Raw genomic sequence first — 20,409 nt, forward strand, 5'->3', positions numbered from 1 at the left:
GCTCAGTAATTCATATGGAAAGAACCACAATGAAGAAAGCAGCATTTGCGGCCGTAGCGCAAGTGCGCTAACGCTGCGGTCCTTTTCCACATATCAGCACATATGTCTAGGAACCGAAAAAAAAGGTGGAGTTGGCCTGTAAGCCGGGTTCTGTCGAGGGCAATCATTCGTCTAGGCCAGTAATCGCTCACTGGCTCAAGCAACCTACCCGCCCCCCATGCGGGCCGCACGTTATAGGGGCCTATTTGGTCTTGCTCCGGGTGGAGTTTACCTCGCCACAACCTGTTGCCAGGCGCGCGGTGCGCTCTTACCGCACCCTTTCACCCTTACCGGCGCATTGCTGCGCTTAGGCGGTCTTCTCTCTGCTGCACTTGTCGTCGGCTCGCGCCGCCCAGACGTTATCTGGCACCCTGCCCTATGGAGCCCGGACTTTCCTCCCCTTTCGCAAAACGAAAGCGGCGATTGCCTGGCCAACTCCGCCGCGCATTCTACCGGAGTTTACTCCATCATGCGACAACCTTCCGCAGCCCCGATTCAATTCCTTTCATATAACCTTGTTTTAAACATCCAGTTGAGTATACGCAGACGGTTTCTGTGTACCTGTTGGCTCGGCACGTTTCTGATCTTCCCCTTTGTAAAACTGGTATTGAGACTGATGAGAAAAATTAGTGATGTAGCACCCGCGTGTAAACGGTTAACTGGCTATGCCAACTGCCCCCGGGGCTGATGAAAAGATAAGTAATGCCGAGTTACATCGGCTCAAAAAATGAGAGGTAACACAATGACAAATATGGTGGCATTACACTATCCTAAGCACGCAAACATAAAAGTCCAGCAAGCCCAGGTGGAAGCTGTCGGTGCCAAGCAACATATTATTCCGGTAGTGGTGTCTGAATTTGCCAAATTGATTGTGCACTACCCCATTGTTTTCACCCAAAATGACGAAACAGGTGAGTTCAAGTCTTTTGCGCTAACAGGTTTTGAAGAAGGGGAAAACCTCTTCTGGCAAGGGGGGCGCTGGAACGGTATCTATATCCCCATCCAAATAGAACGCCATCCTTTTTTTGTGGCTCAGGAAAAAACAGGGGAAGGGAAGGCTAAGCATACAATTTGTGTTGATAGCAGCAGCAATGCCATCAGTGAAGAAGAGGGCGATGCAATATTCGATAACCAAGGTAAAGCAACAACATTATTAAAAGAGAAAAAGCAAATGCTGGCGCAGTGGGTCGATGGTCAAAGTCATACCAAAGCATTTATTACCGCCATGCAAAAGTATGATCTTATTACTCCACTTTCGTTAGACATTGTTTTTTTGGATAAAAGCAAAACCATTGTAAATGGGCTATATACTGTTGATGAAGATAAATTGGCAGCGCTGGATGCCCAGGCTCTAAAGGAATTACAACAAGAAAAGTGGCTGGCTCCTGCTTACACGGTTGTTGCCTCTAATGCTCAAATTTACAATTTAATTGATCGTAAAAATAAGGCCATGGAACATGGCAAGGCTTGGTTTAATTAACTGGAGGTTTTATCATTTAGCGCCAGTTCCAGCTGTTAAGCCTGAACTTCAGAAGCGGTGCCGCTAAACCGACACCGCCAAATATATTATGCTTCTGGCAAAATAGCGTTATGGTAAACGTCCTGTACATCGTCACAATCGTTTAGCATATCCATGAACTTCTCGAACATCGGTAAATCTTCATCGCTGATTGGCGTTTCAACCTGAGGAATAAAGCTTATTTCTTCGGCATCAAAATTAATGTCAGGATACGCTTCAGTCAATGCAGTTTTAACTTTATAAAATTCGGTCTGAGGCGCATAAACAGTAATCTTGCCTTCTTCGCACTCGACTTCACTGACATCCACATCTGCTTCCATCAGTACTTCTAAAACAGCGTCCTCATCATCTCCGGCAAAAACAAAAATTGCCTGATGATCAAACATATGTGCCACTGCACCGGGAGCGCCTATTTTCGTACCTGTTTTTGTAAAACAATTACGAACGTCGGTAATTGTGCGATTGTTATTGTCTGTCAAACAATCGACAATGACCATGCAGTTTCCTGGTCCGAAACCTTCATAGCGAGCTGGCACAAAATCCTCACCTGCACCACCGGCAGCCTTGTCTATTGCCTTCTCTATGACATGGCTTGGCACCTGATCTTTCTTGGCTTTGTCCATTAACCGTCGTAAGGACAAATTCGTGTCAGGGTCCGCACCGCCATTTTTGGCACTTACGTAAATCTCTTTCCCATATTTAGAATATACTTTCGTTTTCACCCCAGCCGTTTTAGCCATGGCGTTCTTTCTTACTTCAAATGCTCTACCCATCTTACTTTCTCTTGATTTGCGTTAGGCAATTCCCCACCTGAGGATATCGCTGGCGGGATCTGAATTATACGGATTCTACCGAGTTTAACACTGTTATAACAGGGCTATGGCAAATGCTGAGTCGACAGATAATCATGAGACTGCATTTCTTTCAGCCGACTTAAACAACGTTTAAACTCGAAACTCAGGCGGCCTTCACTATAAAGCGATTCCATTGCCACCTCAGCAGACATGATGAGCTTCACATGACGCTCATAAAATTCGTCCACCATGGCAATAAAACGCCGCGCAACATCGTCATTTTGCTGGCCCATCGCTTTAACATTGGCAATCAGTACCGAATGATAGCACCGACTGAGTTCAATATAATCGCTCTGACTACGAGGCCCTTCACAAAGTTCTTTAAACTCCGCCATTAATACTCCGTCGGCATTGCGACAGGTTTTTATTTTCCGATTATTGACTTCAATAGTCTCCCCTTCTGTACCACACTCTGGCGCAAGTTGGGCAAAATATGCATGCAGATTTTCGGTCGCCGCGTCATCAAGGGGATGATGAAAAATTTCCGCTTGTTCTAATGTGCGTAAACGATAATCAACACCACTATCTACATTAATGACTTCAGTATGGGTATTTATCAATGTAATTGCAGGTAAAAAACGTGCCCGCTGTAAGCCATTTTTATATAAGTCATTCGGTACTATATTAGAAGTCGCCACCAACACAATGCCATGCTCAAATAGCTCTTCCATCAGGGTGCCGAGAATCATGGCGTCAGTGATATCAGAAACAAAAAATTCGTCGAAACAGATTACTCTGGCTTCTTTTGCCAATTTTGTGGCGATGGTCTTTAAAGGATCTTGCGCATTTTTTAACTGACGAAGCTCATCGTGAATTCGATGCATGAACCGATGAAAGTGCACGCGCATTTTATCATCAAACGGCAGACAGTCGTAAAACGTATCGACAAGATACGTTTTACCTCTTCCTACACCACCATAAAAATAGATGCCTTTAATAGTTGCTCGTTCAGGTTCACTGCCAAAAAACGCCTTAATTTTGGCTCCCCATCCACCGGTGGCGACAGGTTTGGTGAGATCATCGTATAAGCGCTGCAATGCTCGTACTGCATTTTCCTGAGCAGCATCGTAATGAAAATCCGGTTGCTCCAGATCCTGTTGATACTTTTCCCATGGCGTCATCGCCGATACTACTCCTGGTTTGTCACAGATGAATACAAAATAAGGCTCGGGTCTTATTGAATTTTACAATTATGGCCTTAATTTCTGGCTAAATCACGGTAGAATTGCAGCGTGCACGAGCAAGACAATTATCGCCAGTTGTTTGTTTAAATGGCTTAACACTTACTTCTAACGCTGTGATAACGCTATTATACCGCATTCAACGACAAAGTATGAAGGGCAGCAGACGGTGAAAATTTTCTGTTTGATAGGATTCATACGCAGTTTTTACGTAGATTGCGATACAATGCGAAGCGTAAAAGGAAAGTGAACTTGCTATAGTCAAAGATGTATTAGTAAGTAAATCGCAGGTTTAACAGCTTCGCTGTTGTGATTAGTTGGATTATTTGGAGACCCCAATGGATGTGTTAATTCCTTTAGCCTTGTTAGTCGTAGGCTTAATTATAGGATTTTTTGTCGCACGCTATCAATATACCCGCGACGGTGTGGCGGGCAAAGCCAATAAAACGGCAGAGCAAAATATTAAAGAAATTATGGCGCAACAAGCTGAGCATCATGTGCATCAGACCCGCCAAACCATTGAATCAATAGAAAAGCAGTGTCAGTCATTGAAACAACAGGTTGATGAATACGAAACTCTGCTGGTGCAAAATACCGATGAAGATGCGCCGCGGGTGCCCTTTTATGGAGAGCAGGCGAGCACGTACCTGCGCAACAACCTAAAAGGAAAAGAAAAAGTGCAGATTCAGTCCGTTTCGGCTACGCAACCGAAAGATTTTGCGAATACTGGCTCAGGGCTATTTGTCGGCTCTGCTGGACAGTCTACCGCAGAGAAAGATCGGTAGCGGAACTTTGTTGTTTGGTCTGAGTCTGTTTGTTGAACTAGCACATATCGCAATGAACATGAGGAGTGTAAGCGATTATGAATAAGTCTTTTCGCCAGATGTTATTGGTGTCGGGTATTGTAGTCAGCACATTAGGCATGCCGCTTTCGGCAAATGCGGCCCTTCCTTTTTTTGGTAATGACAAGAAGGATGACATGCCTTCACTTGCTCCGATGCTTGAAGAAGCTACACCAGCCGTAGTCAGTATAGCGGTTGAAGGAACGCAAACAGCCAAACAACAAGTGCCTGAGATGTTCCGCTACTTCTTCGGCGGGCCACAAGAGCAGGTACAAGAACGGCCATTTCGTGGTTTAGGTTCCGGCGTTATTATCGACGCAGACAAAGGTTATGTGGTAACCAATAATCATGTGGTTGAAAACGCCGATGAGATTACTGTCAAACTAACCGATGGCCGCGAGTTTAAAGCGAAAAAGCTGGGCGCCGATGAACAAAGCGATATCGCGTTGTTAAAAATTGATCCTGATAATTTGAAAGCTCTTCCTGTTGCTGACTCTGATGCCATGCGTGTAGGTGATTATGTGGTGGCGATTGGAAACCCGTTTGGGCTGTCTCAAACAGTTACTTCGGGCATCATTAGTGCGATGGGACGCTCAGGACTAAACATCGGCGGATATGAAGATTTCATTCAAACCGATGCTGCTATAAACCGCGGTAACTCCGGCGGCGCGCTGGTAAATCTACGCGGTGAATTGGTAGGAATTAACACCGCCATATTTGGTCCTAACGGCGGCAACGTGGGTATTGGTTTTGCCATCCCCAGCAATATGATGAAAAACCTCGTCAAACAGATTGCGGAATTTGGTGAAGTGCGCCGCGGCCTGCTTGGCATTATGGGCAGCGACGTAGACTCCAGCCTTGCGAAAGCCATGGACACGTCCGTAAATAAAGGGGCGTTCGTTAGTGAAGTGCAACCAGACACGGCCGCAGAAAAGGCCGGCATAAAAGCCGGAGATATTATTACCGGGATCAATGGTAATAAGCTGCACAGCTTCCTGGAGCTTCGTGCAAAAATCGCCAGCATGGGGCCAGGCACCGAAGTTACGCTTTCGCTTTTACGCAAAGGCGAGAAGATGGATATCGATGTCGTCCTTGATGATGCTACTACAACTGAAGTTACCGCAGCACAAATTCATCCGGCGCTGGAAGGTGCTACATTAGCGAATAGTAAAGATGAAGCGGGTAACGCGGTAGTTGAGGTAACTGAGCTGGCCAATGGTAGTCCGGCGGCCCGAATCGGTTTACAGTCAAAAGACCTTATCGTGGGCGTAAATCGCAGTAGAGTGACTTCCGTAGCTGAATTCAGAAACGCGCTGGAAGAAGCCAATGGCACAATTGCGCTCAATATTGAACGCGGCAACTCGACGTTATATCTGTTGATTCGTTCCATTGAATAAGCGTTAATATAATAATAGTAATTAACATGAAAACAGCGCCTGCGGGCGCTGTTTTTCTATCACCCTTTTCCTAAATAATCACCCGGCTCATTTTTGCAATTGGTATTACCTGACAAGAATGTTATTCTTTGTTTATCTTAGATTTTCTGCCTCCCTCCTCTTTGATGCCGGAGGCGCGTTAATAAGAACATAAAGTGGCAGGCAGGCAATTTTTATTATTCCTCACAAAATCTGTGGGCCTGGGGCTGGTAGTAGCCGCCCTGGTGTTATTTCTTATCCCAAATTTACGTGGCAGCTCTGGCGTAGGCCTCGGCTGGTTCAGTGCCTCAGCTGATCATATCAATCGCGAATCTTACTATAATGCTTTAAGTCGGGCAGCGCCTGCGGTAGTGAATATTTATAGTGTGAGTATTGAAACCGACACCGGGCTTTTCCGCAATCAGCCCCGGGAGCGTACCAGCCTGGGTTCGGGTGTCATTATGACTGCAAATGGATATATTCTTACCTGCAATCATGTGGTGCAAAATGCTGATAGCATTTTTGTAGCCATTCAGGATGGCCGTATACTGGAAGCAGAAATTGTAGGCACCGATCAGCTTACCGACTTAGCCGTGCTAAAAGTAAATGATGACAATCTGCACGTCATTCCCCAGACCAGCGAATATGATTTACATGTTGGTGATATTGTTATGGCGATTGGTAATCCGTTTGATCTTGGCCAAACCACCACCCACGGTATTGTCAGTCGAGCAGGAAGAAACGGGCTGTCTAACTATGTCGATTTCATACAGACGGATGCAGTACTGAATCAAGGGAATTCGGGCGGTGCGCTGGTCGACAGCAATGGCATATTAGTTGGTATTACCAACGCTAATTTTCAGGTCCGCGATGCTGGAAATCGTGTCAGAAATGTTGACGGCATCAACTTTGCTGTTCCTTATGAATTAGCCCACCGGGTAATGAACGAAATTATCACCAACGGTAAAGTAACTCGCGGGCAGTTAGGATTTATCGGAAGTGAAGTCAGAGATCGTCCCGGTATCGAAGTTACCGCTGTAGCCAATAACAGCCCGGTGGATCAAGCAGGTTTACGCGCAGGTGATGTTATCATGGCGATTGATGGAATTAGTTTGGAAAGCGCTTCAAAAACTTTGGATATGATCGCTGAAACCGAACCGGGAACCGAACTGGAATTAAAGGTCAGCCGAAGTGGCAATTTAGTTACAATGAAAGTGATTGTAGCTGAGCTTGGAGCTCAATAAGCTATATATTCAACTAACTATCTGCAGAGCTCTCTTGCAGATTTTTGCCGTTTATGTAACTGCCTTTTTTGTTTACTTTCAGCACTTTTGCAGAAGAGGAAACTTGTTTATCACCCTTCGCTTTCGCCATAGCGTATTTCGGCTCGCCTAACAGCACCATTGTCAGTACCATCATCGCAAATAAGATTGATGGTATGGCACTTCGGGGATCAACTCGAAAACGGTTACACCAGCCATTCACGCAAAACCTCCGTTTTTGTTCTTTTCGAATATTCATAATTTGTGACATTACCCGCCTCATACACATACACTTGTAAACTCCCTTGCCTCAGCAACTCCGTTTTGCCAATTTCAAAGTGAAATGTTCAGAGGAAAATCCTTTATAAGAGAGTAAATTCCCGCGGTTTGGATGTCAGCCACAAATCGTTGTAATTTGTGAATAATTGTAATCGCTAGCTGTCCTTCTAACTGCGGTTTGGTAATCTAGTGACAGATTACGTTTGCGGGATCTCTCTATTGTTAAAGCACGGCTTACTTTTATTGCTATTGGCTTTTACGAACTTCGCTCGTGGCGAGTGCGTCAACAACAACTGCATTTTTTCCGACTCCTGGCAAATAGGTTTAGCGGGCGGCTTAGGTGAACGCAGTAATCCGCTGCGTGGCGGTGATGATCAACCGCTGGTTGTGGTGGCGGATGTTGCGTGGTACGGCGATGTCTTTTATTTTGATAATCTGGAAGCCGGATATCAATGGCAAAGCGATGAGAATTTTGCATTCGATACATATTTTGTTCTCAATCGGGAAGCGCGGGCTTTCAAAGACTGGCATTCTTTTGATGTACTCAGTACCGAGGCTTTTCTAAGCAGTGACAATGATACACAGCAGAGCCCCTCGTTTGGTCAGCCGGTAAGCCGCATCAGCTTACGCCAAATTCAATCTCGCGATTGGGCTGTTCATGCTGGTATTCGCGCCCACTGGCGTAATCCCGCCAGCGAATGGCAATTAGCGATACAAACCGATGCTAGTGGTGTGCATCAGGGTCAATTGGTGAACCTGCAATATCAGCAGAATATTCAAATGGGGCAATGGCAAATAGGTATTACCCCAAATTTGGCTTGGAACAGCGCTGCGTTTAACGACTACTACTACGGCGTAGGTGCTGAAGATACGCTGGATGAACGGCTACACTACCACGCTGGCAGCGGCTTCCGTCCGGGCGTCAATCTTTCTGCAGCCCGGCCGATAAATGAAAACTGGGGCGTGTTGCTGTTCTTTCGCTACCAGCACTTGCCATCATCGTTAACTCACAGTCCGTTAGTGAAAAGCAACCATATAAGTAGTATATTCGCCGGAGTTACTTACCATTTTTAACGGGGCGTATCGTTGCTAAGGATAGTCTTCACGCTTGTTATTTTGCTTTTCACACAATCGTCACAGGCTTCCACAGCTCCCTGGGAAGTAGCGCCACAGGTTTGTATTGTGGATCACGCAGGATCAGTTTGCCAGATGCAGATAACGATTTCTGAGACTTCCCCTCCGTCGCTACCAGCCGGCAGGCTATGTTTATTCTTGGATACAAGGAAGCAAAAATGCTGGGATAGCATGCCCAAACATAGCACCTTCAAGATCTCGCTTAAGCAAGACACCTGGCTTTATATTAAAACGGGCCGAGACGATGTACTTTTTTCTCAGCAACTATTTGTAAAATCAGAGAAGTCCCGTGTTAGACAACGGGTTAGAAGCCCCTGGAGCCTATTTTAATGGACAAAATCATTCTCGTAGAAGACGATGACCGACTTCGTAAGCTGGTCAGTGATTTCCTGATTGTCAGCCAGTTTACGGTGCTGGAGTATCCTGATGGTAGTAATTTGGTAAATGCAGTTCGAGAGCACCGTCCCGCACTTGTAATTTTGGATGTGATGCTGCCTGGCGAAGACGGTTTTACGTTATGTAAGGCGCTGCGCAAAGAATATAGTGGGCCACTGTTGTTTATGACCGCCAAAGACGATGATTTTGACCAGGTGTTAGGGCTTGAAATTGGCGCTGATGATTATGTCACTAAACCTATCGAGCCACGGGTTCTGCTGGCGAGGGTTCACGCGCTCCTGCGCCGGGTGAACGCGAAACCTGCGACGACTGCTAGCAATACTCCACAAAAGCTGGTTTACGGCGGACTCGTTATTGACAAAACGGCCCGTTCAGTAAAGTTGGGCGGGCAGTTAATTACTCTTACCAGCCACGAATTTGACATGCTCTGGTTACTTGCCTGTCGTCCGTCGCAAGTCGTGGATCGCAATACCATTTATGAGGAAATCATTGGCCGAGAATACGACGGCCTCGATCGTTCTGCCGATGTCCGCATTTCCCGCCTGCGTAAAAAGCTGTTCGACAACCCCAGTAACCCCTTTCGCATCAAAACCATTTGGGGAAAAGGGTTTTTCTTTGTAGCAGACGCTTGGGAAGCCTGATGGCGAAACTGTTCATCAGCCTGTATATTTTTATCGCACTGACGCTAGTTTCTCTCAGCGCCATTCTTGATAAGGTTTTTGAACAGCAAGCAGCAGAACCCTCGCCAGAACTACAGCAACTGGTTAAAATACTTAAACAAGTTAAATATCAGAAAATAGATTTAGAGCATTTTCTGCAGCAGGCAGACATAGACTTTGCACAGGTGCCACTCGCAATGTTTGCATGGCCTTCTGACGCCTTAACTGCGCTACAAGCTGGCGAAATAGTACCGTTACATTCTCAGGATTCTACTCAACTCTACACGCTGGCTTCTGCCGATACTCTGTATGAAATTTCGATTCATAAACCGGCTCCGTTACACCGCAACGTGAGCCTGTATAGTGGCGTGTTTTTTCTTCTCTTGGGCTTGCTGATAGCGCTGTGGCTGTGGCCGTTATGGCGCGATCTTACGGCAATAGCGTCTTCACTGAAGAACCTTAATGCCGACGGTAAACTTGATACTATCAAGCTGCCTAAGCGTTCGCTGGTTAGCAATATTGCCGAAGCACTTAACCAGATGAGCAATCAGGTAGTAGAATTGCTCGCCCGGCACAAAGAAATGACCGGCGCTGTCGCTCACGAACTTCGTACCCCGCTGGCGCGTTTAAAATTTGCTCTGGCATCGGATTCTCCTCCTAGGTCTGACGCTTGGATAGCAATGCGCGACGACGTAAACGATCTTGAACGATTAGTGCAGGAAATGCTGGATTATCTGCGAACAGAAAATTCAGTGCCTGAACTCAATTTCAGTAGTATTCCTTTTTTGGCGCTTGTAGAGCAGATATTACAACGTATCGCGGCGCATAATCTTCGCAAGATCCCCGTTACCATAATTGAAAGCGATGTAGAAATTTTAGGTGATGGACACTTCATTGAAAGGGCCCTTGAGAACCTGTTGTTGAATGCCTTTCGTTATGCCCATAGCCACATTCTAATTCGTACCGAAGTTGTAAATTCATCATTACTTTTGCATGTAGAAGATGACGGAGAGGGCGTGACCGACGAAAATAAAGAGAAAATATTTGCCCCCTTCTACCGTCCGGATTCAGGGCGCTCACGTGAGCGCGGTGGGGCGGGTTTAGGGCTTGCTATTGTAAAGCGCATTCAACACTGGCATTCGGGAGACTGCTGGGTAACGGACAGTTCTTTGGGCGGAGCAGATTTTATCTTACTGTTTGCTCCTGATCCCAAACAAAGCCTTAAGACCAATCCGCATAGATACAGCTAACCGGCTACGCAAGGTATAAAAAAGGCAGAATATTCTGCCTTAGAATTCGCTATTCTGTGCCGAAATGTCTACTCACTGACTCTTTTTATATTGGCACCGAGCCCATTAAGTTTTGCTTCAATCGCCTCATATCCGCGGTCTAGATGATAAATACGATTAACGTGAGTTTCGCCATCAGCAATTAAACCAGCGATAACTAAACTGGCAGACGCACGAAGATCGGTAGCCATCACCGGAGCACCTTTAAGCTTTGAACTTCCACTGGATACCGCGCTATTGGCTTCAAGGGAAATTTCTGCGCCCATACGCTGCAGTTCAGGTACATGCATAAAGCGATTTTCAAAAATAGTTTCAGTAATTACTCCGGTTCCCTCTGCCACGCAGTTAAGGGTAACGAACTGCGCTTGCATATCGGTAGGGAAAGCTGGATGCGGAGCAGTTTTTACGTGCACGGCGGTAAGCTTTTTCCCTTGCATATCCAGCTCAATCCAATCATCCCCGGTGGTAATTTCGGCCCCTGCTTGCTGTAGCTTATTTAACACTGCATCAAGCGTCTCTGGTGCCGCTGCTACACAGCGTATTTTTCCACCGGTTACCGCTGCAGCTACCAAGAAAGTGCCTGTCTCAATTCGATCGGGTAAGACCCGATAATTACAACCCTTCAGTTCAGGCACACCCTCAATGTGAATATTTACCGTTCCTGCGCCAGTAATTTTTGCGCCCATCTGGTTCAGACAGTTCGCTAAATCCACGATCTCGGGTTCACGGGCTGCATTCTCAAGCACGGTGTGACCATCAGCAAGAGCCGCAGCCATCATCAGATTTTCCGTTGCGCCCACACTTACCATATCCATAAAGATTCGAGCGCCTTTCAGGCGACCATTAACTTCTGCACGGATATAGCCTTCATCGACTTCAATGGTAGCGCCCATTTGCTCAAGGCCAGCGAGATGCAAGTTGACTGGACGAGCGCCGATAGCACAGCCACCAGGAAGAGAGACATTGGCCTTGCCATGTTTCGCTAATAACGGCCCCAGCACCAAAATTGAAGCTCTCATTGTGCGAACGAGTTCATAGGACGCAGTAACGCTTTTAATGCTGTTCGCGTTAATGATAATTTCATTATCAGCCGGACGCTCAATTCCCACACCGAGCTCTTTCAGTAGCGCTACCGTGGTATTGATATCGCGAAGTGCCGGAACATTGGTATACCGACACTGTTCATTGGTCAGTAAACTGGTCATCAAAAGCGGAAGCGCCGCATTTTTCGCGCCGGAAATTGTCACTTCTCCACGTAACGGAGAACCTTTCTTTATAACTAATTTATCCACGATGGCGGTGACCAATTATTGGGGAAGATTGAACTGACGCTCGCGCTTCCAGTCTTTTTCAGAAAAAGTCTTAATCGAAATGGCATGCATAGAACCGTCAGCAATTTTATCAGCCAAGGGCGCATAAATGATCTGCTGACGTTTGACGCGGCTCATATCATTAAACTGGTCGCTTACCGCGATTATATTAAAATGAGAACCTTCGCCGCGAACATAGACTTCAGCCAGTCCCAGTTCTTTTTTCAGCAATGCTTCAATTTCAGTTACATCCATAGATTTTACACTCGATATTTTTGCCAGGAATCTATTCTAACGGTAAAAGCGTATCGACATCGCTGATTTTTGCTAACTTCATCAGTTTTTCAGGCACATCGTTTAATATGACCTGTACACCCTGTTTCTTACCGTCCCGGACTGCATTAATCAGCCAAGCCAGACCAGCACTATCAATGCGCTCAACGCTGCTTAAATCAAGTACACAGCGTTTTAGTTGTTGTAGTGCGCTCTTCTCGTCTGAGCTTAACATGTTCCACCAGTTTTTGGCGAGAGTGTCACGGTCAAGATGACCGTGAATACTTACTTTGCCGTTACTGTTTAACTGGAATAGGCTCACGCGTTATCCTTCTCCAGTTCTTTTTTTATTTCCATTGGATTTTCGATCTTCTCGCGCATCAGCGAAATTACCGCATCAATTCCCTGCTGGCGCAGTATAGATTCAAACTCACTTCTTTTACTGTTTAACATGCTGATACCTTCGGCCACCATGTCATAGGCTTTCCATTCATTGGTGCGGCTATCTTTGCGCACTTTAAAAGCCACATTAATTTCTGGACGGGAAGGATCTTTGACCACTGCTCGCACAGTTACTGACTTTTTATCATCATACGCTACTTCCGGCTCGAACAAGACTTCCTGATTATCGTAGTATCCCATTGCTACTGCATAAGTAGTGATTAGATACTCTCTGAAAACCTGAACATACTCAGAAAGTTTGTCTTTAGGAACAGATTTAAAATGTTTACCCAACACCATAAACGCAGCAAACTGATAATCTATATGCGGAAGTAGCTCTTCCTTCATAATGGTGCGCATGATTTCCGGATTTTTCTTAATTTCTGCCTGATTGGCTTTAATACGGTCAAAGGTTTTCATCGCTACGCCGTGAACTAAACTATAGGGATTGTCCTCATTTATTTCTTGCGCGCTTGCAATGCCAACTATGCTAAATAACCACAATCCAGCTATCACTAATATCTTTTTCAACGGACTTCTCCTAAATTTCCTAAAATTCTCTAATCCAGCTTATGAGCGTAAGCGGCTGAATTGCTTTTAATCGTTTTTCCCACGATTGAACAGGAACTGTCCAATCAGGTCTTCTAAAACCAATGCGGATTTTGTATCTTGCAGATAATCGCCTTCTTCCAGATTAGCCACGCCTTCAAAAGAAAAACCTGGCTGGAAACCAATATATTGTTCGCCAAGTAATCCTGAAGTAAGAATGGAGACAGAACTTGTATCCGGGAATTCATTATATTGTTTGGAAATACTTAGCGTTACCACAGGGGTGTAATCATCTTCATCAAGAGCAATAGACGTTACCCGCCCTATTGTTACGCCCCCTACTTTTACTGCTGAACGGCTTTTTAAACCACCAATGTTGTCGAATTTCGCATACAACGTATAAGTGTCGCCGTCACTGGTCATGGTAGTATTAGCAACTTTTAGTGCCAGCAACAAAACGGCACCGATAGTCAGTACGACAAATACTCCCACCATCAGTTCCACACGGTATTTGTTCATATTATCCCCTTACTCGATTCCAAACATCAGGGCAGTCAGCACGAAGTCCAGCCCCAGAACAGCTAATGACGAAAAGACCACAGTTTCTGTTGTGGCTTTACTAATTCCTTCAGAGGTTGGAATGGAATCATATCCTTTAAATATGGCTATCCAAGTCACAACCAAGGCAAAAACAAGGCTTTTTATGACACCATTAATGACATCCTTATCCCATTCTACCGTCGACTGCATTAACGACCAGTAGCTGCCGCCGTCAACGCCTAACCAATCAACACCTACCAGATGTCCACCTAAAATACCTACAGCGCTAAAAATAAGGGCTAATGCAGGCATAGATATCATGCCTGCCCAAAACCGCGGCGCAACGACTCGACGAAGAGGATCCACAGCCATCATTTCAAGGCTGCTTAATTGTTCGGTGGCTTTCATTAAACCAATTTCCGCAGTAAGTGCAGAACCGGCCCGCCCCGCGAATAACAGTGCGGTTACAACCGGCCCGAGTTCTCGCAGCAAAGACAGCGCCACCATTGGCCCTAAGCTTCCTTCGGCACCATATCCCACCAGGATGGTATAGCCCTGAAGAGCCATAACCATGCCGATAAACAGCCCCGACACCACAATAATCAGCAGTGACTGAACGCCCACTACATACAACTGATGAATGGTCAGCGAAATATTTTTTGCCTTGGGAAGCGCAAACAGCGCGCCAAAAAGCATTACTCCTGCCCGTCCCACGCTGACAATTTTTTCAATGGTGCTTGCGCCGATGGTTTGAAAAATGTTCATAAACCATCTCCAAACAAGCGGCTTTTTAAATCATCGGCGGGATAGTGAAACGGCACGGGACCATCTGCTTTTCCTTGCAGAAATTGCTGCACCAGCTCCGAATCGCTATTACGGATTTCATCGGCAGTACCTTCCCCAATAATCCGTTTATCGGCAAGAATATAAATATAGTCCGCAATCGTAAGGACTTCGGTGACATCATGAGTTACTACGATACTGGTAACATCGAGCGCATCGTTTAACTGGCGAATAAGTTTTACCAGCACACCCATTGAGATTGGATCCTGTCCGGCAAAAGGCTCGTCATACATTATCAAATCAGGGTCTAGCGCTATGGCACGAGCCAGAGCAGCCCGTCGGGCCATGCCTCCGGAAAGCTCGCTGGGCATCAGCTTGGCAGCACCACGAAGGCCTACTGCCTGAAGCTTAAGCGCAACGATGGTATCAATTATGTCGCTTGCCAGTTTAGTATGTTCGCGCAGCGGAAATGCGACGTTGTCATGCACGCTCATATCGGTAAAAAGCGCACCGCTTTGAAACAACATACTCATGCGCCGGCGGATTTGGTACAGTTCGCTACGACGCATGTTAACGATGGACCTGCCGTCAAAACGGATATCGCCTTCGTCCGGTTCCAGTTGTCCCCCAATTAGGCGTAAAAGCGTGGTTTTACCTATTCCACTAGGGCCCATCACGGCTGTAATTTTGCCTTTCGGCACTTTGATAGACACATCGTCGTAGATCATGCGGTCCGCGCGACGAAATGTCATATTGTCTATTTCGACTAAATTATCCATACCCAAAGAGAATTGTGTCCTTGCCGGTTACGAATGGGATGTCACTGCCAGAGCGACTTTACTGCGGCAATAATGCCACCTCGGCCTCAAAAGTTCACTGACCAGTGTAGTTTAGCGTATTGTACGCTTTTTTGATGCGCGGTCCAAAAGTAAAAAGTTACAAGTTATGTTCTAATTTAACGAATACTCGTCCCGCTCCAGCAAGTTAAACCTGAAGACTTGGCTGCTGTTACTGGTAATCGGAAAGCGTTATTCAACGCTTTGCAGCTATTCCCCTGAATAACGCAAGACGAGACTGGACGCAGTACCAGCCACAATTGTAGCCAATATAACAATGAATGACGTCCGGTTATTGGGTTAATTTCCTTATCACGTCAGCTTCTTGGCAAACTGTGGGGGGATTATACGCATTACCCATAGGCAAAAGCCTTTGTTTTTGCGACAATCTTCAGAAATTCACATAAAATGAGCGCCTGTGCTTTTACAAGTCTTTATTTTTCTGGTTGGATTAGCCACTTTAAGCTGGAGCGCTGACCGGTTTGTCTATGGCGCTTCCGCTTTGGCAAAAAATATTGGCATGTCGCCCATGATGATTGGCTTGACTATTGTTGCCATGGGATCTTCAGCGCCAGAAATTGGGGTCTCAGCCCTTGCTTCTATTAACGGCAATATAAATACAGCGGTGGGAAATGCGCTGGGGTCCAACATTACAAATATTGGCCTCGTATTGGGCGTGACCGCACTTATCAAGCCGCTATTGGTATCTTCTACCACCTTAAAAAGAGAACTTCCCTTATTGCTGGGAGTAACGATATTAGCGATGTTTTTCGTTTCAGGCGGTCATCTTTCTCATTTTGAAGGTATCGTTCTGTTTGGTCTCTTTATTGTTGTTTTAGCTGGTGTAGCCTGGATATCTTTAAAAGTTGATAAAGAAGATCCCATTATGGCTGAGACCGCTGACGAAATTCCTTCAGGCGTTAGCATGGGCGCTGCAGTATCCTGGATTGGCGTAGGGCTTGTTTTATTACTGTTAAGCGCCCATTTTATGGTTCAGGCCGCGGTGAGTATTGCGCATTACTTTGGCGTGAGCGATTTAGTTATCGGCTTAACAGTTATTGCGCTTGGCACCAGCCTTCCTGAACTTGCAGCCAGCATAGCGGGTGTGCTGAAAGGTGAAGATGATCTGGCGCTAGGTAACATTATCGGGTCTAACATCTTTAACTTATTGGCAGTTTTGGGTATGCCGGGACTTATAGCGCCAGGAATTTTGGACGCTGATGTCTACGGACGGGATATATATATTGTTTTTGGCATGACCCTGCTGCTGTTTATATTTAGTTTTAATTTCTTCGGTAAGCGACATATCGGACGGACAGAAGGCACCATACTCGTGCTGTGTTTCTTGCTGTATCAATATTGGTTGTTTAAATAAATGACAGAAATGCATTCTTCATTTGTGGCATCAGCACAGCGGGTTATCGCGATAGAAACCAAAGCGATACAAGCCATGCAAGCCAGGCTAGATAGTGCTTTTGAGAAAGCCTGCGATATTTTGTTTAATTGTAAAGGGAAAGTAGTTGTCAGTGGCATGGGTAAATCCGGTCACGTCGGCCACAAAATTGCCGCCACTTTAGCTAGCACAGGGACACCATCGTTTTTTATGCATCCCGGTGAAGCCAATCACGGTGATTTGGGAATGCTCAGCGAAAATGATGTGCTGCTGGCGATTTCCAATTCCGGTGAAACTGTCGAACTTATTAATCTGTTGCCAGTACTGAAGCGACTGAATGTGCCCGTTATTGCGATGACGAACAGCAAAACCAGCACGCTTGGCCGATATGCCGATGTTGTTCTGGATATTAGTGTGGCAGAAGAAGCCTGCTCTCTCGGGCTGGCTCCTACTTCCAGTACTACCGTCACACTGGTGTTAGGCGATGCATTGGCTATTGCCCTGCTTGATGCCAGAGGCTTCACGTCTGATGATTTTGCGTTATCCCACCCAGGGGGCAGCTTGGGCCGCAAGTTGCTGTTAAAAGTCAGCGATATCATGTTGACTGGTCCGGAACTGCCAATTGTGAAAACCACGGCCACAGTGTCTGATGCGCTGCTTGAGATTTCCCGCAAAGGATTAGGTATGACGGCGATAGTCGACGACCATCAAGTCATGCAAGGAATTTTTACAGATGGTGATTTACGCCGTATTCTGGATGCCAAGGTGGATATTCATGCGACTTGTGTGGCGCAAATAATGACTCGGGGCGGAAAAACCATCGGCGAGGAAGAACTGGCTGTCGAAGCGTTAAATTTAATGGAAATGTATAAAATCAGTGCGTTAATGGTAGTCGACGATAATCACATCCCCATTGGGGCTTTCAATATGCACATGTTGCTTAAAGCAGGAGTGTTATAAATGGCACCGGAAGTCACCTTTTATGGTGTAATTTCAGATGAACGTTTCGAAAAGCTCAAGGCGCTTAAACTTTTGGTCTGCGACATAGACGGCGTTTTTTCAGACGGCAGAATTTATTTAGGCAATGACGGCGAGGAACTTAAAGCTTTTCATACTCGCGACGGATACGGTATTAAGGCACTGGTAAAAAGCGGCGTAGAGGTTGCCGTTATCACCGGCCGTGAGTCGGCAATTGTCGAACGCCGTATGCGAACATTGTCAGTAAAATATGTTATTCAGGGACAAGAAGATAAAGCCACTGCAATGGCAAAACTGTGTAAAGATTTAGCCTTAGTTCCTACGCAAGTAGCTGCAATGGGTGATGACATGCCAGATTTAGGTCTTTACGAATTTGCCGACACCAAAATTGCCGTTAAAGACGCTCATCCAGCAATTACAAGAGAAGCAAACTGGATAACCACAAAGCCCGGCGGCTATGGTGCTGTGCGCGAAGTGTGTGACGTAATTCTGCAGGCTCATGGAAAGCTAAATAGCATCCACGGAGCGAGTATATGAGCCGACTCGGCATCAGCATTGCCGCGCTATTTGTAATGGCATTGCTTATGTACCTGCCCGTGTGGCTGGCTGAACCCGATGAGACGCAACGAAGTAAAGGTCTAGATGCCTTACGCCCTGCTTATCTGGCTAAAAATCTCACCACCACCTTATATGATGAAAACGGTAAGCTTAACCATCAGGTGTTCGCAAAATCCATGGAGCACTACGATCTATTGGGATTTGTGCTCTTTGAGGAGCCCGAATATACCGTGTATGTCGAAGAAAACGCTCCACCCTGGCAGGTCACGGCCAATGAAGGCACTTTGTATAACAACAATTTAATTCAGTTGGAATCTGATGTAATTATTAAAAGCTTAAGTCAGGAAGACTTTGTACAAACCATTACGACCGACTTTATTAAAATAAATCTTGAAGCAAAAACCATGGCTTCCGATCAACCGGTGGAAATTCATGGTGTAGAATACGTTATTAACAGCAATGGGTTTAAAGCCAATCTCCAAACCCGCAAATATGAGTTAATCGATCATGTACAAACTATTTACTCTCCTGACCGCTAGTATTTTTGCTTCGCTTCTGGTGGCGACTTCAGCCTTAGCGGATGTTAAGGATTTCGGCAAACCCATCAAAGTCGATTCCAAATCACAATTTATTGACGGGAAAAATAAAACCTCAGTGTTTAAGGACAACGTACGTATTTCTCAGGGAACCTTGGTTATTAATGCGGACGAGGTAGAGGTAATTGCTTCTGAAGGTGAAGGGCGAGAGGTTTTTATTGCACGCGGTACACCTGCACGTTACCAGCAAATTATGGATGATGGCACGAAGGTGAAAGCCAGCGGCAATGAAATCCGTTATGAGGTAGCGAAACGTACTATATCTTTGACTGGAAATGCTGAGATCCAACAAAACGATAGCGTAGTAAAAGGCGATACCATTACCTACGATATGGCGAAAGAGCAGTTGTCTGCCACCGGTGGAAATGAATCAAGCCCTGGTCGTGTTACCACGGTTTTTCGGCCAGACGCAGTGAACAGCCCGAAAAAAAGTGAAGGTGAAAACCAATCGGAAAAACCACAAGAGAACCCAGAATCAGAGGAATCACAGAAGTAATGGCCACCTTGTCCGTCAGTCATCTGGCGAAATCCTATAAATCCCGTCAGGTAGTACGAGATGTCAGCCTTTCTGTATCCACCGGGCAGATTGTCGGATTATTGGGCCCTAACGGTGCCGGAAAAACCACCACCTTTTACATGATAGTAGGGCTCGTATCATTAGATAAAGGTAAAATCTTTATCGATGATAACGAGTTAACCCATCAACCCATGCACGAACGGGCCAGAAAAGGCATAGGATATTTGCCGCAGGAAGCCTCTATTTTCCGAAAACTGACAGTGCATGAAAATATTATGGCTATCCTGCAGACGCGGAAAGGCTTATCCTCTGTACAACAGGAAGAAGAAGCCGACGCGCTACTTGATGAATTTAATATCAACCATATACGTAATAGTACGGGTATGAGTTTGTCAGGCGGTGAACGGCGCCGAGTCGAAATTGCACGCGCGCTGGCTGCCAACCCTCAATTTATTTTACTCGATGAGCCCTTCGCCGGAGTTGACCCGATTTCGGTTAATGATATAAAGAAGATCATCCAACATTTGCGTGACCGTGGAATAGGGATCCTAATCACAGACCATAACGTACGTGAAACCCTGGACGTCTGTGAAGAAGCCTACATTGTAAGTCACGGCGAGTTGATCGCTCAAGGTAGTGCTGAACAGGTATTAAGTAATCAAAAAGTACGGGATGTATACCTTGGTGAACAATTCAGGCTATAGTAAAGATATGAAGAACCTGCATATCTTATTGTTTATTAACGGATGCAAGCGTACACGAGCAT

24 protein-coding genes and 1 other RNA gene are annotated in these 20,409 nt (G+C 45.8%); 14 read left to right on the top strand and 11 right to left on the bottom strand.

Going from position 1 to position 20,409, the window contains the following annotated elements; genetic code table 11:
* Window positions 1–123: 123 nt before the first annotated feature.
* Window positions 124–478: RNase P RNA component class A (gene rnpB / locus CA267_RS05260), an RNA gene on the bottom strand.
* A gap of 312 nt (window positions 479–790) precedes the next feature.
* Between rnpB and CA267_RS05265 the strand changes: the two genes are divergently transcribed.
* On the top strand, window positions 791–1,519 hold the full coding sequence (locus CA267_RS05265; protein WP_269748482.1) for a SapC family protein: 729 nt from the start codon (window positions 791–793) through the stop codon (window positions 1,517–1,519).
* 86 nt (window positions 1,520–1,605) lie between these two features.
* Here the strand turns inward: CA267_RS05265 and CA267_RS05270 are convergent, their stop codons facing one another.
* The gene (locus tag CA267_RS05270; protein ID WP_097349116.1) at window positions 1,606–2,331 is read right to left on the bottom strand and encodes a YebC/PmpR family DNA-binding transcriptional regulator; all 726 of its coding nucleotides are present in this window, start codon (window positions 2,329–2,331) and stop codon (window positions 1,606–1,608) included.
* Between the two features lie 104 nt (window positions 2,332–2,435).
* Window positions 2,436–3,533 carry a cell division protein ZapE gene (gene zapE / locus CA267_RS05275; protein WP_075608461.1) on the bottom strand — a complete coding sequence of 366 codons (1,098 nt, stop codon included), beginning with the start codon at window positions 3,531–3,533 and terminating at the stop codon, window positions 2,436–2,438.
* A 398-nt stretch (window positions 3,534–3,931) separates the two neighbouring features.
* Between zapE and CA267_RS05280 the strand changes: the two genes are divergently transcribed.
* From CA267_RS05280 to CA267_RS05290, 3 genes are all read left to right on the top strand, one after another.
* Window positions 3,932–4,378 carry a ZapG family protein gene (locus CA267_RS05280; protein WP_075608460.1) on the top strand — a complete coding sequence of 149 codons (447 nt, stop codon included), beginning with the start codon at window positions 3,932–3,934 and terminating at the stop codon, window positions 4,376–4,378.
* 77 nt (window positions 4,379–4,455) lie between these two features.
* Window positions 4,456–5,832: a DegQ family serine endoprotease gene (locus CA267_RS05285; protein WP_075608459.1), complete on the top strand. Its 1,377-nt coding sequence runs from the start codon at window positions 4,456–4,458 to the stop codon at window positions 5,830–5,832.
* Window positions 5,833–6,026: 194 nt separating this feature from the next.
* Window positions 6,027–7,094 carry a trypsin-like peptidase domain-containing protein gene (locus CA267_RS05290; protein ID WP_075608458.1) on the top strand — a complete coding sequence of 356 codons (1,068 nt, stop codon included), beginning with the start codon at window positions 6,027–6,029 and terminating at the stop codon, window positions 7,092–7,094.
* 13 nt (window positions 7,095–7,107) lie between these two features.
* Here the strand turns inward: CA267_RS05290 and CA267_RS05295 are convergent, their stop codons facing one another.
* Entirely contained in the window at window positions 7,108–7,383 is a 276-nt protein-coding gene (locus CA267_RS05295; RefSeq protein WP_075608457.1) for a hypothetical protein, read from the bottom strand.
* Window positions 7,384–7,580: 197 nt separating this feature from the next.
* Between CA267_RS05295 and CA267_RS05300 the strand changes: the two genes are divergently transcribed.
* Genes CA267_RS05300 through CA267_RS05315 form a run of 4 tightly spaced genes read left to right on the top strand, consistent with a single transcriptional unit; the run spans window position 7,581 to window position 10,830 of the window.
* A complete protein-coding gene (locus CA267_RS05300; protein WP_170669018.1) occupies window positions 7,581–8,465 on the top strand; it encodes a MipA/OmpV family protein in 885 nt (294 codons plus the stop codon).
* Window positions 8,466–8,507: 42 nt separating this feature from the next.
* Window positions 8,508–8,855: a DUF3019 domain-containing protein gene (locus tag CA267_RS19215; protein ID WP_408609417.1), complete on the top strand. Its 348-nt coding sequence runs from the start codon at window positions 8,508–8,510 to the stop codon at window positions 8,853–8,855.
* A complete protein-coding gene (locus CA267_RS05310) occupies window positions 8,855–9,562 on the top strand; it encodes a response regulator (protein ID WP_075608455.1) in 708 nt (235 codons plus the stop codon). The genes CA267_RS19215 and CA267_RS05310 overlap by 1 nt, the downstream gene beginning before the upstream one ends.
* Window positions 9,562–10,830 carry an ATP-binding protein gene (locus tag CA267_RS05315; RefSeq protein WP_075608454.1) on the top strand — a complete coding sequence of 423 codons (1,269 nt, stop codon included), beginning with the start codon at window positions 9,562–9,564 and terminating at the stop codon, window positions 10,828–10,830. Before CA267_RS05310 ends, CA267_RS05315 begins: the two co-directional genes overlap by 1 nt.
* A 68-nt stretch (window positions 10,831–10,898) precedes the next feature.
* Here CA267_RS05315 and murA read toward each other — a convergent pair whose 3' ends face one another.
* The 7 genes from murA to mlaF all read right to left on the bottom strand — a co-directional run bounded on the left by murA (window position 10,899) and on the right by mlaF (window position 15,544).
* Window positions 10,899–12,161, bottom strand: coding sequence for a UDP-N-acetylglucosamine 1-carboxyvinyltransferase (gene murA, locus CA267_RS05320; RefSeq protein ID WP_075609982.1), 1,263 nt, complete (start codon window positions 12,159–12,161; stop codon window positions 10,899–10,901).
* 15 nt (window positions 12,162–12,176) lie between these two features.
* Complete coding sequence (locus CA267_RS05325) at window positions 12,177–12,434, bottom strand: BolA family protein (protein WP_075608453.1); 258 nt, start codon at window positions 12,432–12,434, stop codon at window positions 12,177–12,179.
* A 31-nt stretch (window positions 12,435–12,465) separates the two neighbouring features.
* Window positions 12,466–12,774 (bottom strand): STAS domain-containing protein, encoded by a 309-nt coding sequence (locus tag CA267_RS05330; RefSeq protein WP_075608452.1) that lies wholly within the window; start codon window positions 12,772–12,774, stop codon window positions 12,466–12,468.
* Window positions 12,771–13,424 (bottom strand): MlaC/ttg2D family ABC transporter substrate-binding protein, encoded by a 654-nt coding sequence (locus tag CA267_RS05335; RefSeq protein ID WP_075608451.1) that lies wholly within the window; start codon window positions 13,422–13,424, stop codon window positions 12,771–12,773. The genes CA267_RS05330 and CA267_RS05335 overlap by 4 nt, the downstream gene beginning before the upstream one ends.
* Window positions 13,425–13,490: 66 nt before the next feature.
* Window positions 13,491–13,961 (bottom strand): outer membrane lipid asymmetry maintenance protein MlaD, encoded by a 471-nt coding sequence (mlaD, locus tag CA267_RS05340; RefSeq protein ID WP_075608450.1) that lies wholly within the window; start codon window positions 13,959–13,961, stop codon window positions 13,491–13,493.
* 9 nt (window positions 13,962–13,970) lie between these two features.
* Window positions 13,971–14,747, bottom strand: a complete 777-nt coding sequence (gene mlaE, locus CA267_RS05345) for a lipid asymmetry maintenance ABC transporter permease subunit MlaE (RefSeq protein ID WP_075608449.1) — start codon at window positions 14,745–14,747, stop codon at window positions 13,971–13,973.
* Window positions 14,744–15,544 (bottom strand): phospholipid ABC transporter ATP-binding protein MlaF, encoded by an 801-nt coding sequence (mlaF, locus tag CA267_RS05350; RefSeq protein ID WP_075608448.1) that lies wholly within the window; start codon window positions 15,542–15,544, stop codon window positions 14,744–14,746. Before mlaF ends, mlaE begins: the two co-directional genes overlap by 4 nt.
* A gap of 475 nt (window positions 15,545–16,019) precedes the next feature.
* Between mlaF and CA267_RS05355 the strand changes: the two genes are divergently transcribed.
* The 6 genes from CA267_RS05355 to lptB are packed head-to-tail and all read left to right on the top strand — an operon-like array spanning window position 16,020 to window position 20,347.
* The gene (locus tag CA267_RS05355; protein ID WP_075608447.1) at window positions 16,020–16,976 is read left to right on the top strand and encodes a calcium/sodium antiporter; all 957 of its coding nucleotides are present in this window, start codon (window positions 16,020–16,022) and stop codon (window positions 16,974–16,976) included.
* A gap of 9 nt (window positions 16,977–16,985) precedes the next feature.
* Window positions 16,986–17,954, top strand: a complete 969-nt coding sequence (locus CA267_RS05360) for a KpsF/GutQ family sugar-phosphate isomerase (protein WP_217358060.1) — start codon at window positions 16,986–16,988, stop codon at window positions 17,952–17,954.
* Window positions 17,955–18,509 carry a 3-deoxy-manno-octulosonate-8-phosphatase KdsC gene (gene kdsC / locus CA267_RS05365; protein ID WP_075608445.1) on the top strand — a complete coding sequence of 185 codons (555 nt, stop codon included), beginning with the start codon at window positions 17,955–17,957 and terminating at the stop codon, window positions 18,507–18,509.
* Entirely contained in the window at window positions 18,506–19,069 is a 564-nt protein-coding gene (gene lptC / locus CA267_RS05370; RefSeq protein ID WP_075608444.1) for an LPS export ABC transporter periplasmic protein LptC, read from the top strand. Before kdsC ends, lptC begins: the two co-directional genes overlap by 4 nt.
* On the top strand, window positions 19,038–19,622 hold the full coding sequence (gene lptA / locus CA267_RS05375) for a lipopolysaccharide transport periplasmic protein LptA (protein WP_075608443.1): 585 nt from the start codon (window positions 19,038–19,040) through the stop codon (window positions 19,620–19,622). Before lptC ends, lptA begins: the two co-directional genes overlap by 32 nt.
* A complete protein-coding gene (gene lptB, locus CA267_RS05380) occupies window positions 19,622–20,347 on the top strand; it encodes an LPS export ABC transporter ATP-binding protein (protein WP_075608442.1) in 726 nt (241 codons plus the stop codon). Before lptA ends, lptB begins: the two co-directional genes overlap by 1 nt.
* The last annotated feature ends 62 nt before the right edge of the window (window positions 20,348–20,409 follow it).

The sequence above is a fragment of the Alteromonas pelagimontana genome, assembly GCF_002499975.2.
GTDB lineage: Bacteria > Pseudomonadota > Gammaproteobacteria > Enterobacterales > Alteromonadaceae > Alteromonas > Alteromonas pelagimontana.

Excerpts from the sequence above, each read along its gene's own strand:
- CA267_RS05325 (WP_075608453.1), bottom strand. The coding sequence starts at position 12,434 with ATGGATGTAACTGAAATTGAAGCATTGCTGAAAAAAGAACTGGGACTG.
- CA267_RS05265 (WP_269748482.1), top strand. The coding sequence starts at position 791 with ATGGTGGCATTACACTATCCTAAGCACGCAAACATAAAAGTCCAGCAA.
- CA267_RS05360 (WP_217358060.1), top strand. The coding sequence starts at position 16,986 with ATGCATTCTTCATTTGTGGCATCAGCACAGCGGGTTATCGCGATAGAA.
- CA267_RS05270 (WP_097349116.1), bottom strand. The coding sequence starts at position 2,331 with ATGGGTAGAGCATTTGAAGTAAGAAAGAACGCCATGGCTAAAACGGCT.
- mlaF (WP_075608448.1), bottom strand. The coding sequence starts at position 15,544 with ATGGATAATTTAGTCGAAATAGACAATATGACATTTCGTCGCGCGGAC.
- CA267_RS05310 (WP_075608455.1), top strand. The coding sequence starts at position 8,855 with ATGGACAAAATCATTCTCGTAGAAGACGATGACCGACTTCGTAAGCTG.
- CA267_RS05285 (WP_075608459.1), top strand. The coding sequence starts at position 4,456 with ATGAATAAGTCTTTTCGCCAGATGTTATTGGTGTCGGGTATTGTAGTC.
- zapE (WP_075608461.1), bottom strand. The coding sequence starts at position 3,533 with ATGACGCCATGGGAAAAGTATCAACAGGATCTGGAGCAACCGGATTTT.
- CA267_RS05280 (WP_075608460.1), top strand. The coding sequence starts at position 3,932 with ATGGATGTGTTAATTCCTTTAGCCTTGTTAGTCGTAGGCTTAATTATA.
- kdsC (WP_075608445.1), top strand. The coding sequence starts at position 17,955 with ATGGCACCGGAAGTCACCTTTTATGGTGTAATTTCAGATGAACGTTTC.
- CA267_RS05315 (WP_075608454.1), top strand. The coding sequence starts at position 9,562 with ATGGCGAAACTGTTCATCAGCCTGTATATTTTTATCGCACTGACGCTA.
- mlaE (WP_075608449.1), bottom strand. The coding sequence starts at position 14,747 with ATGAACATTTTTCAAACCATCGGCGCAAGCACCATTGAAAAAATTGTC.
- lptB (WP_075608442.1), top strand. The coding sequence starts at position 19,622 with ATGGCCACCTTGTCCGTCAGTCATCTGGCGAAATCCTATAAATCCCGT.
- mlaD (WP_075608450.1), bottom strand. The coding sequence starts at position 13,961 with ATGAACAAATACCGTGTGGAACTGATGGTGGGAGTATTTGTCGTACTG.
- CA267_RS05295 (WP_075608457.1), bottom strand. The coding sequence starts at position 7,383 with ATGTCACAAATTATGAATATTCGAAAAGAACAAAAACGGAGGTTTTGC.
- lptA (WP_075608443.1), top strand. The coding sequence starts at position 19,038 with ATGTACAAACTATTTACTCTCCTGACCGCTAGTATTTTTGCTTCGCTT.
- lptC (WP_075608444.1), top strand. The coding sequence starts at position 18,506 with ATGAGCCGACTCGGCATCAGCATTGCCGCGCTATTTGTAATGGCATTG.